Here is a 14,365-nt window from a genome sequence, read left to right as displayed (position 1 = left end):
GAAAAACGGCGCGTAAAGCGCCGTTTTTGTACCAGTAAGGATGAAATTAATCCTGCAGGTCGCCGCAGAAACGGTAGCCTTCACCGTGAATGGTGGCGATGATTTCTGGTGTATCCGGTGTTGATTCGAAATGTTTACGAATGCGGCGGATAGTTACGTCAACGGTACGATCATGCGGTTTCAGTTCGCGACCGGTCATTTTTTTCAGCAGTTCTGCGCGAGACTGGATCTTGCCCGGATTCTCACAGAAGTGAAGCATGGCACGGAATTCGCTGCGTGGCAGTTTATACTGCTCACCGTCAGGACCGATCAGAGAACGGCTGTTGATATCCAGTTCCCAACCATTGAACTTGTAGCTTTCGACGCTACGGCGTTCTTCGCTGACTGTGCCCAGGTTCATGGTACGGGACAGCAGGTTACGAGCACGGATAGTCAGTTCACGCGGGTTAAACGGCTTGGTGATGTAATCGTCAGCGCCGATTTCGAGGCCGAGGATTTTATCAACCTCGTTATCGCGGCCCGTCAGGAACATCAGCGCAACGTTAGCTTGTTCGCGAAGTTCACGCGCTAACAGAAGACCGTTTTTACCTGGCAGATTGATATCCATAATCACAAGGTTGATGTCATATTCAGAGAGGATCTGATGCATTTCCGCGCCATCTGTCGCCTCGAATACATCATAGCCTTCCGCTTCGAAAATGCTCTTCAACGTGTTGCGTGTTACTAACTCGTCTTCAACGATAAGAATGTGCGGGGTCTGCATGTTTGCTACCTAAATTGCCAACTAAATCGAAACAGGAAGTACAAAAGTCCCTGACCTGCCTGATGCATGTCGTAAATTAACATGACCGGCGCAACGTGACTAAAGTACGTAATTGCGTTCTTGATGCACTTTCCATCAACGTCAACAACATCATTAGCTTGGTCGTGGGCACTTTCCCTCTGGACCCGACAGTGTCAAAAACGGCTGTCATCCTAACCATTTTAACAGCAACATAACAGGCTAAGACGTACCGGACACCCAATAAAACTACGCTTCGTTGACATATATCAAGTTCAATTGTAGCACGTTAACAGTTTGATGAAATCAACGTATCCAAATGTTAGCGTTCATCACAAAATTGCAATATTACAACTAGTTGCACGCGCTAATTAATAAATGTAATGAATCCAATCAATGAGATCCATTCTAAATTAAATTATCATGGATAAACAGCGGGATATACAACTTCTGTTAACATAAAAATCAATAGTACAGGTACGAAACAGTTTAGCATTTTTTACTTAATGTAAAATGCTTTTTCAGTGATCTCTGTTAAAAATATGTAAATTTGCGCTGCGTAATATGTTGATGTGCATCACATTAACTCTCGGCAAACTGACAAAAAGAGTAGGAAAATGCGTTTAACAATTATTCTGGTGGCCCCTGCCAGAGCGGAAAATATTGGTGCGGCTGCCCGTGCGATGAAAACCATGGGATTCACCGAGTTGCGGATCGTTGACAGCCAGGTGCACATGGAACCTGCCACGCGCTGGGTTGCCCACGGGTCGGGTGACATTATTGATAATATTAACGTTTTTTCAACGTTAGCCGAGGCGCTGCACGACGTGGATTTTACGGTTGCCACCACCGCACGCAGTCGGGCTAAGTTTCATTATTACGCCACCCCGGTCGAATTGGTTCCCCTGCTGGAGGAAAAATCCGCATGGATGGATCACGCTGCGCTGGTCTTTGGCCGAGAGGATTCGGGTCTGACGAATGAAGAATTAGCACTGGCGGATGTGCTGACCGGTGTGCCGATGGTGGCTGACTATCCTTCACTCAATTTGGGGCAGGCGGTGATGGTGTATTGCTATCAATTAGCAGGTTTAATACAACAACCGGCCAAAAACATTGAGGTGACGGATGAGCTTCAGCTACAGGCTTTGCGCGCGCGCGTTTTGCGTCTATTAGCCACACTGAACGTTTCTGACGATATCAAACTCACGGACTGGCTGCAGCAACGAATGGGCCTGTTAGGACAGCGAGACACGGCAATGTTGCACCGTTTTTTACATGATATTGAAAAAAACATCACAAAATAAAGAATTGCCACTTTCGCTATAAGTGGTTTTTTATTCTGATTTCAAGAGGGTGTTACGCGCTGTATTAGTTGAAAGTAAAACGGCAAGCAGTGACTCGTGAACAAGTTTCGGAATGTGACCAATTTAAAAATTTATTGACTTAGGTCACGAGATACTTTAACCCTAAAAGGATACAGGACAGATAATAATTACAGAGCACACAACATCATGAAACGCGTCGGTACCACCATTACAACAACCATCACCATTACCACAGGTAAAGGTGCGGGCTGACGCGTACAGGAAACACAGAAAAAAGCCCGCACCTAACCAGTGCGGGCTTTTTTTTCGACCAGAGGCAACGAGGTAAACCATGCGAGTGTTGAAGTTTGGCGGTACATCAGTGGCAAATGCAGAGCGCTTTCTGCGGGTTGCCGATATTCTGGAAAGCAATGCCAGGCAGGGGCAGGTTGCGACCGTCCTCTCTGCCCCGGCAAAAATTACTAACCATCTGGTGGCGATGATTGAAAAGACCATCGGTGGTCAGGATGCTTTAGCCAATATCAGTGACGCCGAACGCATTTTCTCTGAGCTTTTGATCGGTCTTGCCGCGGTACAGCCTGGTTTCCCGCTGGCACAGCTCAAAGCCTTTGTTGAACAAGAATTTGCCCAAATTAAGCATGTCCTGCACGGTATTAGCCTGCTGGGACAATGTCCGGACAGCATTAACGCCGCGCTTATCTGCCGTGGTGAAAAAATGTCGATCGCTATTATGGCCGGACTGCTGGAAGCACGTGGCCACAAGGTGACGGTCATCGATCCTGTCGAGAAACTGTTAGCGGTAGGTCATTATCTCGAATCAACCGTTGATATTACCGAGTCTACGCGTCGTATTGCCGCCAGCCGTATTCCTGCAGACCATATGGTGTTGATGGCGGGCTTTACCGCCGGGAATGAAAAAGGTGAGCTGGTCGTGCTGGGACGTAACGGCTCTGATTACTCCGCTGCCGTACTGGCCGCCTGCCTGCGTGCCGACTGTTGTGAGATCTGGACGGATGTTGACGGCGTGTATACCTGCGACCCGCGTCAGGTACCCGATGCCAGACTGCTGAAGTCAATGTCTTACCAGGAAGCGATGGAGCTGTCTTATTTTGGCGCTAAAGTGCTTCACCCGCGCACCATTACCCCAATTGCCCAGTTCCAAATCCCTTGCCTGATTAAAAATACCGGTAACCCGCAAGCACCGGGTACGCTGATTGGCGCCAGCCGCGATGAAGATGATTTACCGGTGAAAGGCATTTCGAATCTCAACAATATGGCGATGTTCAGTGTTTCGGGCCCTGGGATGAAAGGGATGGTGGGCATGGCGGCACGCGTGTTCGCCGCGATGTCTCGCGCAGGGATCTCGGTGGTGCTGATCACCCAGTCTTCTTCTGAATACAGCATCAGTTTCTGCGTCCCTCAGGGCGACTGTGCGCGTGCGCAGCGCGCGATGCAGGATGAATTTTACCTCGAGCTAAAAGAAGGCTTACTGGAACCGCTGGCGGTGACTGAGCGCCTGGCGATTATCTCGGTGGTTGGCGACGGTATGCGTACGCTGCGCGGTATCTCGGCGAAATTCTTTGCGGCACTGGCGCGGGCCAATATCAATATCGTGGCTATCGCCCAGGGCTCGTCTGAGCGCTCTATTTCGGTGGTGGTGAACAATGATGATGCCACCACCGGTGTGCGCGTGACGCATCAGATGCTGTTCAATACCGATCAGGTGATCGAAGTCTTTGTGATAGGCGTTGGTGGCGTAGGTTCTGCTCTACTTGAGCAGTTAAAACGCCAGCAAAGCTGGCTGAAGAGCAAGCATATTGATTTACGCGTTTGCGGGGTAGCAAATTCGAAGGCATTGCTGACTCATGTCCACGGCCTAAACCTGGAAAACTGGCAGGCGGAACTGGCGGAAGCCAAAGAGCCTTTCAACCTTGGTCGCTTAATTCGCCTGGTGAAAGAATACCATCTGCTCAATCCAGTGATTGTCGACTGTACGTCAAGCCAGGCCGTGGCGGATCAGTATGCCGACTTCCTGCGCGAAGGCTTCCACGTGGTAACGCCGAACAAAAAGGCCAACACCTCGTCGATGGATTACTACCATCAGCTGCGTTTTGCCGCCGCGAAGTCCCGACGTAAATTCCTTTACGACACTAACGTGGGCGCGGGCTTACCGGTTATCGAAAACCTGCAGAACCTGCTCAGCGCAGGTGATGAACTGCAACGCTTCTCCGGTATTCTGTCCGGTTCGCTGTCGTTTATTTTTGGCAAACTGGATGAAGGGATGAGCTTCTCGCAAGCCACCACTCTGGCACGCGAAATGGGTTATACCGAACCTGACCCGCGCGACGATCTTTCCGGGACGGATGTGGCGCGTAAGCTGCTAATCCTTGCCCGCGAAACCGGCCGCGAACTGGAGCTTGCTGATATCGTTATTGAACCGGTGCTACCGCAAGACTTTGATGATTCTGGCGACGTTTCTGCGTTTATGGCGAAACTGCCTCAACTCGACGACGCGTTTGCCGCTCGCGTGGCGAAAGCTCGTGATGAGGGGAAAGTAATGCGTTATGTTGGCAATATCGAAGAAGACGGTGTGTGTCGGGTGAAAATCGCCGAAGTGGATGGCAACGATCCGCTGTTTAAAGTGAAAAACGGCGAAAACGCGCTGGCATTCTACAGTCATTACTATCAGCCATTACCGCTGGTGTTGCGTGGGTATGGTGCGGGTAACGATGTCACGGCGGCGGGCGTCTTTGCTGACCTGCTACGCACCCTTTCATGGAAGTTAGGAGTTTAACATGGTGAGAGTTTACGCCCCGGCTTCCAGTGCCAATATGAGCGTCGGGTTTGATGTGCTCGGGGCAGCGGTCACGCCCGTTGATGGTTCTTTATTAGGCGATGTTGTCTCTGTTGAAGCAGCCGACAGCTTTAGCCTCAACAACCTTGGGCGCTTTGCTAACAAGCTGCCGCCTGAGCCGCGAGAAAATATTGTCTACCAGTGCTGGGAGCGATTCTGCCAGGAACTGGGGAAAGAGATTCCGGTGACGATGACGCTGGAAAAAAATATGCCGATTGGCTCGGGGTTAGGTTCCAGCGCCTGTTCTGTTGTTGCCGCGTTGGTAGCAATGAATGAGTACTGCGGTAAACCGCTCAACGACATGCGGCTGCTGGCGATAATGGGCGAGCTGGAAGGGCGCATCTCCGGCAGTATCCACTACGATAACGTTGCGCCGTGCTTTTTGGGCGGTATGCAATTGATGATTGAAGAAAACGGCATTATTAGCCAACAGGTGCCAGGCTTTGATGAGTGGCTGTGGGTACTGGCCTATCCGGGAATTAAGGTCTCCACGGCTGAAGCGCGGGCGATTTTACCGGCGCAATACCGCCGCCAGGACTGTATCGCACACGGGCGGCATCTGGCGGGCTTTATTCATGCCTGCTATTCCCGTCAGCCAGGGCTTGCCGCGAAGCTGATGAAAGATGTGATTGCCGAGCCATATCGCACCCGCTTGCTGCCCGGTTTTAGCCAGGCGCGTCAGGCGGTGGCGGAAATAGGTGCGCTGGCCAGCGGCATCTCCGGGTCAGGGCCGACGCTGTTTGCGTTATGTGATAAACCGGATACGGCACAGCGTGTCGCAGACTGGCTGGGTAAAAATTACCTGCAAAATCAGGAAGGCTTTGTTCATATTTGCCGGCTGGACACGGCGGGCGCACGGGTACTGGGATAATAAATGAAACTCTACAATCTTAAAGATCATAACGAGCAGGTCAGTTTCGCGCAGGCCGTCACGCAAGGGCTGGGGAGAAAACAGGGACTCTTTTTCCCGCACGATCTGCCGGAATTTAGCCTGACCGAAATTGATGAGATGCTGAAACTGGATTTTGTCAGCCGTAGCGCAAAGATCCTGTCCGCATTTATTGGTGATGAAATTGCACACGACGTCCTCGCGGAGCGCGTGCGTGCGGCGTTTGCGTTTCCGGCGCCGGTCGCTCAGGTGGCGGGGGATGTCGGTTGTCTGGAACTGTTCCACGGCCCGACGCTGGCTTTTAAAGATTTTGGTGGGCGCTTTATGGCGCAGATGCTGACGCACATCAGCGGCGACAAGCCGGTGACTATTCTGACGGCCACTTCTGGAGATACCGGAGCAGCGGTCGCGCATGCCTTTTATGGCCTGAAGAATGTGCGTGTGGTTATCCTCTATCCGAACGGTAAGATCAGCCCGTTACAGGAAAAACTGTTCTGTACGCTGGGCGGAAATATTGAAACTGTCGCCATTGACGGTGATTTTGATGCCTGTCAGGCGCTGGTGAAAAAGGCGTTTGATGATGAAGAACTGAAGGTGGCGCTGGGATTAAACTCGGCCAACTCGATCAACATCAGCCGTTTGCTGGCGCAAATCTGCTACTACTTCGAGGCTGTGGCTCAACTGCCGCAGGAGGCGCGAAATCAGCTGGTTGTCTCCGTTCCCAGCGGCAACTTTGGCGATCTGACGGCCGGGCTGCTGGCGAAATCACTCGGTCTGCCGGTGAAGCGTTTTATCGCCGCAACCAACGTCAACGATACGGTTCCGCGTTTCCTTAAAGAAGGTGAGTGGGCGCCGAAAGCCACCCAGGCGACCTTATCGAATGCCATGGACGTCAGCCAGCCGAACAACTGGCCGCGTGTGGAAGAACTATTCCGCCGTAAAATCTGGCGTTTGAATGAACTGGGCTACGCGGCCATTGATGACGCGACCACTCAGGACACAATGCGTGAGCTGCATGAGATGGGTTACACCTCTGAACCCCACGCGGCGGTGGCTTACCGTGCGCTGCGTGACCAGTTGAACCCAGGCGAGTATGGTCTGTTCCTCGGCACTGCACATCCGGCGAAGTTTAAAGAAAGCGTTGAAGAGATTCTTGATCTTACGTTGGCTCTGCCAAAAGAACTGGCGGAACGCGCTAACTTGCCGCTGTTGTCTCATCATCTGCCCGCTGATTTTGCTGCGCTGCGTCAGCTGATGATGACCCGGGGTTAACTGCTGTACCGGATGGCGACGCTCGCCGCCATCCGGCATTCTTCCATTACTGTTCGTGACGTTTAAATACCAACTCGCCTTTACCTGATGCTTCTTCATCAAAGAAATAGCCTTCGCTGTTAAATGCGGTCAGCTGTTCCGGTCTGGTTAAGCGGTTTTCGATGATGTAGCGGCTCATCAGGCCACGCGCTTTTTTGGCATAGAAACTGATCACTTTGAACTTGCCGTTTTTCTCGTCAAGGAAAACCGGTTTGATCAGCTCCGCGTTCAGTTTTTTCGGTTTCACGGATTTAAAATACTCATCCGAGGCGAGGTTGATGACCACGCTGTCGCCTTGCGCTTCCAGCGCTTCGTTCAGTTTATCAGTGATGATATCACCCCAGAACTGGTAGAGATCTTTCCCTTTGGCATTGGCAAGGCGAATGCCCATCTCGAGGCGGTAAGGCTGCATCAGATCCAGTGGGCGCAGCACGCCGTACAGTCCGGACAGCATGCGTAAATGCTGCTGGGCAAAGTCGAAATCCGCCTCGCTGAAGGTTTCTGCCTGTAATCCGGTATATACATCGCCCTTAAACGCCAGAATGGCCTGGCGCGCATTGTCAGGCGTGAAGTCAGGCTGCCAGTCATGGAAGCGGGTGGCGTTCAGGTCCGCCAGCTTGTCGCTAATCCCCATCAGCTTGCCAATCTGCGGTGCAGAAAGCTGACGCGCTTCGTGGATAAGCTGCTGGGAATGATCCAGCAACTCGGGCAACGTATGACGCGCGGTTGCCAGTGGACTTTGGTAGTCGAGTGTTTTTGCGGGTGAAATCAGAATCAGCATATCCAGTCCTTGCGGGAGATTTACTGCGACTGTAGCAAAAAAAACGACAGAATTGATCGATGGTTGCGATTGCCGCGCTACTCGCGCGGCGTTTTATCCCAGGCATCGGGCGCAAGCTGTTGTCTGATATCGGGATAACGGCGTAGATCAAATTCTGGCCGCACGCCAAGTTTTCGTTGGCGCAGATAATCGCTGGCGAGGGTATGGACAACCGGCGAGAGCAGCAGAATCGCCGTCAGGTTAGTGATGGCCATGCAGGCCATAATAATGTCTGCAAGCTGCCACACCAGCGGGAAGCTGACTAAGGTGCCAGCGATGACGGTACCGACAGTAGCAATGCGCAAAAGCCAGATAACCCGGATATTGTCCAGATGCAGGAAGACCAGGTTGTTTTCAGCATAGATATAGTTGGCGACGATAGAACTGAAAGCGAACATGATAACAATCAGGGCGACAAATCCTGCTCCCCATTCACCCGTGAGCGTTACCATTGCTTTCTGAACCAACTGGATACCTTCCATCGGCATGTAGGTGGTTCCATTACCCGCCAGCAGAATAATCATTGCGCTGGCCGTACAGATAATCAACGTATCGACTAATACACCAATCATTTGCACAATGCCCTGGGCGACGGGATGTGGAGGCCATGAGGCCGCGGCAGCGGCTGCATTTGGGGTAGATCCCATTCCGGCCTCATTAGAGAACATGCCGCGTTGAAAGCCGCTGGCAATGGCCTGGCTTAACGTATACCCGGCAGCGCCAGCGGCGGCTTCCTGCCAGCCAAAGGCGTTTTTTATAATAGTGACGATAATCTCGGGCAGTTGCCCAATATGCCACAGGCAAATAATGATGCTGCTGCTTACCCACAGTAAGGCCATTAATGGAACGAACCATTGCATCAGACGGGCAACGCCTTTAATGCCACCGACGATAACCAGCAAGGATAGCAACGCCAGTGAGACACCGGACGCAAGCGGCGGGATGTCAAAAGCAAACTCCAGCGCACGCGAGACCGAGTTCGCCTGGACGCTATTAAAAATAAAACCATAGGCAATGAGTAAAAAGACAGCGAACAGAACGCCCATCCAGCGCATGCCCAGCCCGCGAGCCATATACCACGCAGGCCCGCCGCGAAACTGACCTTTACTGTCGCGTTCTTTATACAGTTGGGCAAGTGAACACTCGGCAAACGAGGTTGCCATACCAATGACTGCGGAGACCCACATCCAGAAGACAGCCCCAGCGCCACCTGCGGCAATGGCCAGGGCAACGCCTGCCAGGTTTCCGCTACCAATACGTGCGCCGAGACTGGTACATAGGGCTTGAAATGAGGTTAAGCCGCCCGGCTGCGGGTTGAGGCTATTTTTAAGGCTTTTACCGAACTGGCGAATATAGCGAAACTGAATGAACCCCGTACGCCAGGTGAACCAGCATCCTGCACCAAGCAGGAGGTAGATCATCACCGAACCCCAGAGTACTTCATTAATAAATGCGAAAAAATCAGGCATTAACATCCCTCTTGTTGATGCCGGTACGCGCTAATATCCCCGTGTAAGCGCTACCAATTATCGGACAGTATAAACCTTGTAATGAGATTGATAGCGGGAGTTTACCATAACATCTGGCTGACTCCTTAATTGCGCACTACGGGCCCTGAGATGCGTAATCAGGGCTGAACGGCAGGTGAGGCACTCCCGGCGGTTGCGCTGAGAGTGCGTCGTGCTATCATCAGGAAAGATCGGTTACATCCCCCTAACAAGCTGTTTAAAGAGAATCGCTATCATGACGGACAAATTGACCTCCCTTCGTCAGTTCACCACTGTAGTGGCCGACACCGGAGATATCGCGGCAATGAAGCTGTATCAGCCTCAGGATGCCACAACTAACCCTTCTCTCATTCTTAACGCAGCGCAGATCCCGGAATACCGCAAGCTGATTGATGACGCTGTGGCCTGGGCTAAGCAGCAGAGCAACGATCGCGCGCAGCAGGTTGTCGACGCGACCGACAAACTGGCGGTAAACATCGGTCTGGAGATCCTGAAACTGGTCCCGGGTCGCATCTCCACTGAAGTTGACGCTCGCCTGTCCTACGACACCGACGCGTCTATCGCGAAAGCGAAACGCTTGATCAAACTGTACAACGATGCTGGCATCAGCAACGATCGCATTCTTATCAAACTGGCTTCTACCTGGCAGGGTATCCGTGCTGCAGAGCAACTGGAAAAAGAAGGCATCAACTGTAACCTGACTCTGCTGTTCTCCTTTGCGCAGGCGCGTGCCTGTGCAGAAGCAGGCGTGTACCTGATTTCTCCGTTCGTTGGCCGTATTCTGGACTGGTACAAAGCCAATACCGACAAGAAAGAGTACGCACCGGCAGAAGATCCGGGAGTGGTTTCCGTTACCGAAATATATGAGTACTACAAACAGCACGGTTATGAAACCGTGGTGATGGGCGCAAGCTTCCGTAACATCGGTGAAATCATTGAGCTGGCGGGTTGTGATCGTCTGACGATTGCCCCGGCGCTGCTGAAAGAGCTGGCGGAAAGCGAAGGCGCTCTCGAGCGTAAACTGTCCTTCTCTGGCGAAGTGAAAGCGCGTCCTGCGCGTATCACCGAAGCTGAGTTCCTGTGGCAGCACAACCAGGATCCGATGGCTGTAGACAAACTGGCGGACGGTATCCGTAAGTTTGCTGTAGACCAGGGCAAACTGGAAAAAATGATCGGCGATCTGCTGTAATCATTAGAGCGTGGCCCTGACAGGGGTCACGCTACCTCTTCTGAAACCTGTCTGTCCTTCCCTTCGCAGTGTATCATTCTGTTTAACGAGACTGTTTAAACGGAATAATCATGAATACTTTACGCATTGGCTTAGTTTCTATTTCTGACCGTGCCTCTAGCGGCGTTTATCAGGATAAAGGTATCCCTGCTCTCGAAGAGTGGCTGGCGTCTGCCCTGATAACTCCTTTTGAACTGCAAACCCGGTTGATACCGGACGAGCAGGCCATCATCGAACAAACATTGTGCGAACTGGTTGATGAAATGAGCTGCCACCTGGTGTTGACCACCGGCGGCACCGGCCCAGCTCGTCGCGACGTCACCCCTGATGCTACGCTGGCGGTTGCCGACAGGCAGATGCCTGGCTTTGGTGAGCAAATGCGCCAGATAAGCCTGCACTTTGTGCCAACGGCGATCCTCTCCCGTCAGGTTGGGGTGATTCGTAAGCAGGCGCTGATCCTGAATTTGCCAGGCCAGCCGAAATCGATCAAAGAAACGCTGGAAGGTGTGAAAGACGCCGACGGTAAGGTTATCGTGGCGGGTATTTTTGCAAGTGTACCGTATTGTATACAGTTGCTGGATGGGCCGTATGTGGAAACCACCCCAGCAGTAGTAGCATCTTTTCGGCCTAAAAGCGCTATACGCGATACAAATACCTGAAAGTAGCCTTTTCGTGACATAAAGAATATTGCCGGTGGAGTATTGAATTGTTTACGATATAGTAATGTTTGTTTTACATGTATCGATAAGCACGTTCAATCACTCCACTGACGCATGGTTTGCTATGTCACAACATTCTCGACCGCTGAACCGCCAGGATTATAAAACCCTTTCGCTCGCTGCCCTCGGCGGGGCGCTTGAGTTTTATGATTTCATTATCTTCGTCTTCTTTGCCGCTGTTGTGGGTGAGCTATTCTTCCCCGCAGACATCCCCGAATGGCTACGTCAGGTGCAAACCTTCGGTATTTTTGCCGCAGGCTATCTGGCGCGCCCGCTGGGCGGCATCATCATGGCGCATTTTGGCGATCTAGTTGGGCGCAAGAAAATGTTCACTCTGAGCATTTTGCTGATGGCGATCCCAACGCTGGCGATAGGTCTGCTACCGACTTATGCCTCGATGGGGATCTTGGCCCCGCTGTTGCTGCTACTGATGCGTATCTTGCAGGGCGCTGCCATTGGGGGAGAAGTGCCGGGAGCGTGGGTGTTTGTTGCCGAACACGTTCCGGAGCACCGCATTGGCATTGCCTGCGGAACGCTGACAGCCGGGTTAACGGTGGGTATTCTTCTTGGCTCGGTAGTGGCCACGTTGGTGAATACCAGCCTGACGCAGCAGGCAGTGCATGAGTACGGCTGGCGTATTCCTTTCCTGCTGGGGGGCGCGTTTGGGCTGGTGGCAATGTATCTGCGCCGCTGGCTGCAGGAGACGCCCATCTTCCTCGAGATGCAGCAGCGCAAAGCGTTGGCGCAAGAGCTACCGGTAAAGTCGGTGGTGAGCAAGCATAAAAAAGCGGTGGTGGTATCAATGCTGCTGACCTGGCTGCTCTCGGCGGGGATTGTGGTGGTGATCCTGATGTCCCCCGTCTGGCTGCAAAAACAGTATGGTTTTGCCCCTGCGCTGACCTTACAGGCCAACAGCGTTGCCACTATTATGCTGTGCATCGGGTGCCTGCTGGCTGGATTTGTGGTCGACAGAGTGGGTGCCAGTAAAACCTTTATTGTCGGTAGCTTGCTGCTGGCTTGTTCTAGCTGGTTTTTCTATCACCTGACCAGCAGTCATCCCGAATACCTGTTTTGGTTGTACGGTCTGGTTGGGTTGTGCGTTGGCGTGGTCGGCGCAGTGCCTTACGTGATGGTGCGGGCGTTTCCGGCGGAAGTCCGTTTTACCGGCATTTCCTTTTCCTATAACGTCTCATATGCCATTTTCGGTGGTTTGACGCCGATCGCAGTAACGATGTTGATGAGTGTGTCACCGATGGCTCCTGCCTGGTACGTACTGGCGCTTTCGCTGGTGGGGTTAGGACTGGGGATTTGGCTGCGACAGGATATTTATCATCGTGATACAGACGTTGACGGAGAATTACAGCGTCTGTAAGGATTATCCCCCCTTGCGGGGGGATAAAGGCAGATTAGTGCGCTTCACCAATCGGCAGGATGGTGCGGCCAAACTGTTCGTTCAGCACTTCACCCATCGCCAGGTAAATGGCGCTTGCGCCACACACTAAGCCAACCCAGCCAGCAACGTGGATAATCGCTTCGTTACCCGCAATATTGCCCACAGCCAGCAGGGCGAACAATACGGTCAGGCTCAGGAAGACAAACTGCAACGCGCGGTTAGCTTTCAGCGTGCCGAAGAACATGAACAGTGTGAACACGCCCCACAGACCCAGGTATACGCCCAGGAACTGCACGTTCGGTGCTTCCGTCAGACCCATTTTCGGCATTAACAGGATCGCGACCAGCGTCAGCCAGAAAGAGCCGTAAGAGGTAAAGGCGGTTAAGCCGAAGGTATTGCCCTTTTTATATTCCAGCAGACCAGCAAAAATTTGCGCGATGCCGCCGTAGAACAATCCCATCGCCAAAATAATACCGTCAAGGGCGAAGAAACCCGCGTTATGCAGGTTAAGCAGAATGGTGGTCATGCCGAAGCCCATCAGGCCCAGCGGTGCCGGATTAGCCAACTTAGTGTTGCCCATAATTCCTCAAAATCATCATTGATTGAATGGTGAAATAGTTTCCCCGAATAACGATCACTGTCTTCGGGGCGCGGCATGATAATCAGGGGAGAGGGGGCTGTCTATGATCTGATGAGGGGAAAATGAATTTTTTTCCCCAGTGATAAACATCATGGCTGAAAGGTGGGGTAGAGATTAGTCATCACCAATGACTTTTAATGTCGCCATGTCGGAGGAATTGACTGACTGGCCAGAGAAGGTGATTTTGGACACGCATCGTTTGTTGTCGTTGTCGTTATTAATGTTGATCCAACTGGTCGTCTGCCCCTCTTTGATAGAAGAAGGGACACTCAGGCTCTGGCTGGACATGCGTGCGGCTTTAAAATAAACGGAAGCTCCATTTAGTTTGATATCGCCACGGTCTGCCACCAACTGAATACGCTTCACCACGCGGCAAACGGGGATTCTTAGCGTGAGATCGTTGGTTGCATTTCTGGGCATGGCAATCATTCCCAGGACTTTATGATCGTTAGCATGTGCAGCGCTGCTCAGTAGCAGACCCATCAGCAGGCTGGCGGGAAGGGTTAACATGGATTTCATGAGATTTCTCTTTGACGGGTTCAAAAGTAGATTGCCAGTCACCATAATACTGCCGTTGGAAAAACAGTTCATGTTTGTAATCTTTTCTTTTTATTACAATTTCAAGGTGAATGACTGATATTTATAATATTGGTTTTATGAATTATTTTGGGGCGGTGACTATTGGTTTTCCTGCTTTTCTGCCCGCTTTCTCTCATTTTATTACGATCGGACTAAAAAAAATTTGCATGCCCCCCTTGATGACGTGGGTTACGACCCCATCTTGTAGACAACCGCAGTGGTGAGTCTGAAAAAAAACGATTCAGGGTAGTTGAAAACGCACGTTTCGCCCTTATTACAGATTCACAACCACCTGATGACAGAATTTTTAGTGGAGAC

General features: G+C 51.9%; 14 protein-coding genes and 1 other annotated feature. Of the genes, 9 read left to right on the top strand and 5 right to left on the bottom strand.

Annotation, left to right across the window (positions count from 1 at the left end; genetic code table 11):
• Window positions 1-46: 46 nt before the first annotated feature.
• Complete coding sequence (gene arcA, locus E4Z61_RS13560; RefSeq protein WP_001194359.1) at window positions 47-763, bottom strand: two-component system response regulator ArcA; 717 nt, start codon at window positions 761-763, stop codon at window positions 47-49.
• Between the two features lie 95 nt (window positions 764-858).
• On the opposite strand from arcA, the gene yjjY reads away from it, so the two are divergent.
• The 6 genes from yjjY (at window position 859) to thrC (ending at window position 7,121) form a co-directional block, all read left to right on the top strand.
• Window positions 859-999 carry a YjjY family protein gene (yjjY, locus tag E4Z61_RS13555; RefSeq protein WP_001541509.1) on the top strand — a complete coding sequence of 47 codons (141 nt, stop codon included), beginning with the start codon at window positions 859-861 and terminating at the stop codon, window positions 997-999.
• 399 nt (window positions 1,000-1,398) lie between these two features.
• Window positions 1,399-2,085 carry a tRNA/rRNA methyltransferase gene (locus E4Z61_RS13550; protein WP_135323228.1) on the top strand — a complete coding sequence of 229 codons (687 nt, stop codon included), beginning with the start codon at window positions 1,399-1,401 and terminating at the stop codon, window positions 2,083-2,085.
• A gap of 202 nt (window positions 2,086-2,287) precedes the next feature.
• Window positions 2,288-2,414 (top strand) — a sequence feature (Thr leader region).
• Window positions 2,293-2,358, top strand: a complete 66-nt coding sequence (gene thrL / locus E4Z61_RS13545) for a thr operon leader peptide (RefSeq protein ID WP_135324940.1) — start codon at window positions 2,293-2,295, stop codon at window positions 2,356-2,358. Its footprint overlaps the feature before it by 66 nt.
• A gap of 23 nt (window positions 2,415-2,437) precedes the next feature.
• Window positions 2,438-4,900 (top strand): bifunctional aspartate kinase/homoserine dehydrogenase I, encoded by a 2,463-nt coding sequence (gene thrA, locus E4Z61_RS13540; protein ID WP_135323227.1) that lies wholly within the window; start codon window positions 2,438-2,440, stop codon window positions 4,898-4,900.
• A gap of 1 nt (window position 4,901) precedes the next feature.
• The gene (thrB, locus tag E4Z61_RS13535) at window positions 4,902-5,831 is read left to right on the top strand and encodes a homoserine kinase (RefSeq protein WP_135323226.1); all 930 of its coding nucleotides are present in this window, start codon (window positions 4,902-4,904) and stop codon (window positions 5,829-5,831) included.
• Window positions 5,832-5,834: 3 nt separating this feature from the next.
• Complete coding sequence (thrC, locus tag E4Z61_RS13530) at window positions 5,835-7,121, top strand: threonine synthase (RefSeq protein WP_135323225.1); 1,287 nt, start codon at window positions 5,835-5,837, stop codon at window positions 7,119-7,121.
• A 46-nt stretch (window positions 7,122-7,167) separates the two neighbouring features.
• Here the strand turns inward: thrC and yaaA are convergent, their stop codons facing one another.
• Both yaaA and E4Z61_RS13520 read right to left on the bottom strand, forming a co-directional pair.
• Entirely contained in the window at window positions 7,168-7,941 is a 774-nt protein-coding gene (yaaA, locus tag E4Z61_RS13525; RefSeq protein WP_135323224.1) for a peroxide stress protein YaaA, read from the bottom strand.
• Between the two features lie 77 nt (window positions 7,942-8,018).
• Window positions 8,019-9,449, bottom strand: coding sequence for an alanine/glycine:cation symporter family protein (locus E4Z61_RS13520; RefSeq protein WP_135323223.1), 1,431 nt, complete (start codon window positions 9,447-9,449; stop codon window positions 8,019-8,021).
• Between the two features lie 274 nt (window positions 9,450-9,723).
• Between E4Z61_RS13520 and tal the strand changes: the two genes are divergently transcribed.
• From tal to E4Z61_RS13505, 3 genes are all read left to right on the top strand, one after another.
• The gene (tal, locus tag E4Z61_RS13515; RefSeq protein ID WP_135323222.1) at window positions 9,724-10,677 is read left to right on the top strand and encodes a transaldolase; all 954 of its coding nucleotides are present in this window, start codon (window positions 9,724-9,726) and stop codon (window positions 10,675-10,677) included.
• A 110-nt stretch (window positions 10,678-10,787) separates the two neighbouring features.
• Window positions 10,788-11,375 carry a molybdopterin adenylyltransferase gene (gene mog / locus E4Z61_RS13510; protein WP_135323221.1) on the top strand — a complete coding sequence of 196 codons (588 nt, stop codon included), beginning with the start codon at window positions 10,788-10,790 and terminating at the stop codon, window positions 11,373-11,375.
• 124 nt (window positions 11,376-11,499) lie between these two features.
• Window positions 11,500-12,807, top strand: coding sequence for an MFS transporter (locus E4Z61_RS13505; RefSeq protein WP_135323220.1), 1,308 nt, complete (start codon window positions 11,500-11,502; stop codon window positions 12,805-12,807).
• Window positions 12,808-12,841: 34 nt separating this feature from the next.
• On the opposite strand, the gene satP is transcribed toward E4Z61_RS13505, so the two are convergent.
• Entirely contained in the window at window positions 12,842-13,408 is a 567-nt protein-coding gene (gene satP, locus E4Z61_RS13500; protein WP_135323219.1) for an acetate uptake transporter, read from the bottom strand.
• A 174-nt stretch (window positions 13,409-13,582) separates the two neighbouring features.
• A complete protein-coding gene (locus E4Z61_RS13495) occupies window positions 13,583-13,987 on the bottom strand; it encodes a DUF2541 family protein (protein ID WP_135323218.1) in 405 nt (134 codons plus the stop codon).
• Window positions 13,988-14,365 lie beyond the last annotated feature (378 nt).

The sequence above is a fragment of the Citrobacter tructae genome (assembly GCF_004684345.1).
Classification (GTDB): domain Bacteria; phylum Pseudomonadota; class Gammaproteobacteria; order Enterobacterales; family Enterobacteriaceae; genus Citrobacter; species Citrobacter tructae.
The sequence above is the reverse complement of the archived record's forward strand: the minus strand, read 5'-3'. Positions and strand labels throughout refer to the sequence as shown.

Coding starts and splice junctions, on each gene's coding strand:
- thrA (WP_135323227.1), top strand. CDS start 2,438: ATGCGAGTGTTGAAGTTTGGCGGTACATCAGTGGCAAATGCAGAGCGC.
- arcA (WP_001194359.1), bottom strand. CDS start 763: ATGCAGACCCCGCACATTCTTATCGTTGAAGACGAGTTAGTAACACGC.
- satP (WP_135323219.1), bottom strand. CDS start 13,408: ATGGGCAACACTAAGTTGGCTAATCCGGCACCGCTGGGCCTGATGGGC.
- thrB (WP_135323226.1), top strand. CDS start 4,902: ATGGTGAGAGTTTACGCCCCGGCTTCCAGTGCCAATATGAGCGTCGGG.
- E4Z61_RS13520 (WP_135323223.1), bottom strand. CDS start 9,449: ATGCCTGATTTTTTCGCATTTATTAATGAAGTACTCTGGGGTTCGGTG.
- E4Z61_RS13550 (WP_135323228.1), top strand. CDS start 1,399: ATGCGTTTAACAATTATTCTGGTGGCCCCTGCCAGAGCGGAAAATATT.
- E4Z61_RS13505 (WP_135323220.1), top strand. CDS start 11,500: ATGTCACAACATTCTCGACCGCTGAACCGCCAGGATTATAAAACCCTT.
- tal (WP_135323222.1), top strand. CDS start 9,724: ATGACGGACAAATTGACCTCCCTTCGTCAGTTCACCACTGTAGTGGCC.
- yaaA (WP_135323224.1), bottom strand. CDS start 7,941: ATGCTGATTCTGATTTCACCCGCAAAAACACTCGACTACCAAAGTCCA.
- E4Z61_RS13495 (WP_135323218.1), bottom strand. CDS start 13,987: ATGAAATCCATGTTAACCCTTCCCGCCAGCCTGCTGATGGGTCTGCTA.
- mog (WP_135323221.1), top strand. CDS start 10,788: ATGAATACTTTACGCATTGGCTTAGTTTCTATTTCTGACCGTGCCTCT.
- thrC (WP_135323225.1), top strand. CDS start 5,835: ATGAAACTCTACAATCTTAAAGATCATAACGAGCAGGTCAGTTTCGCG.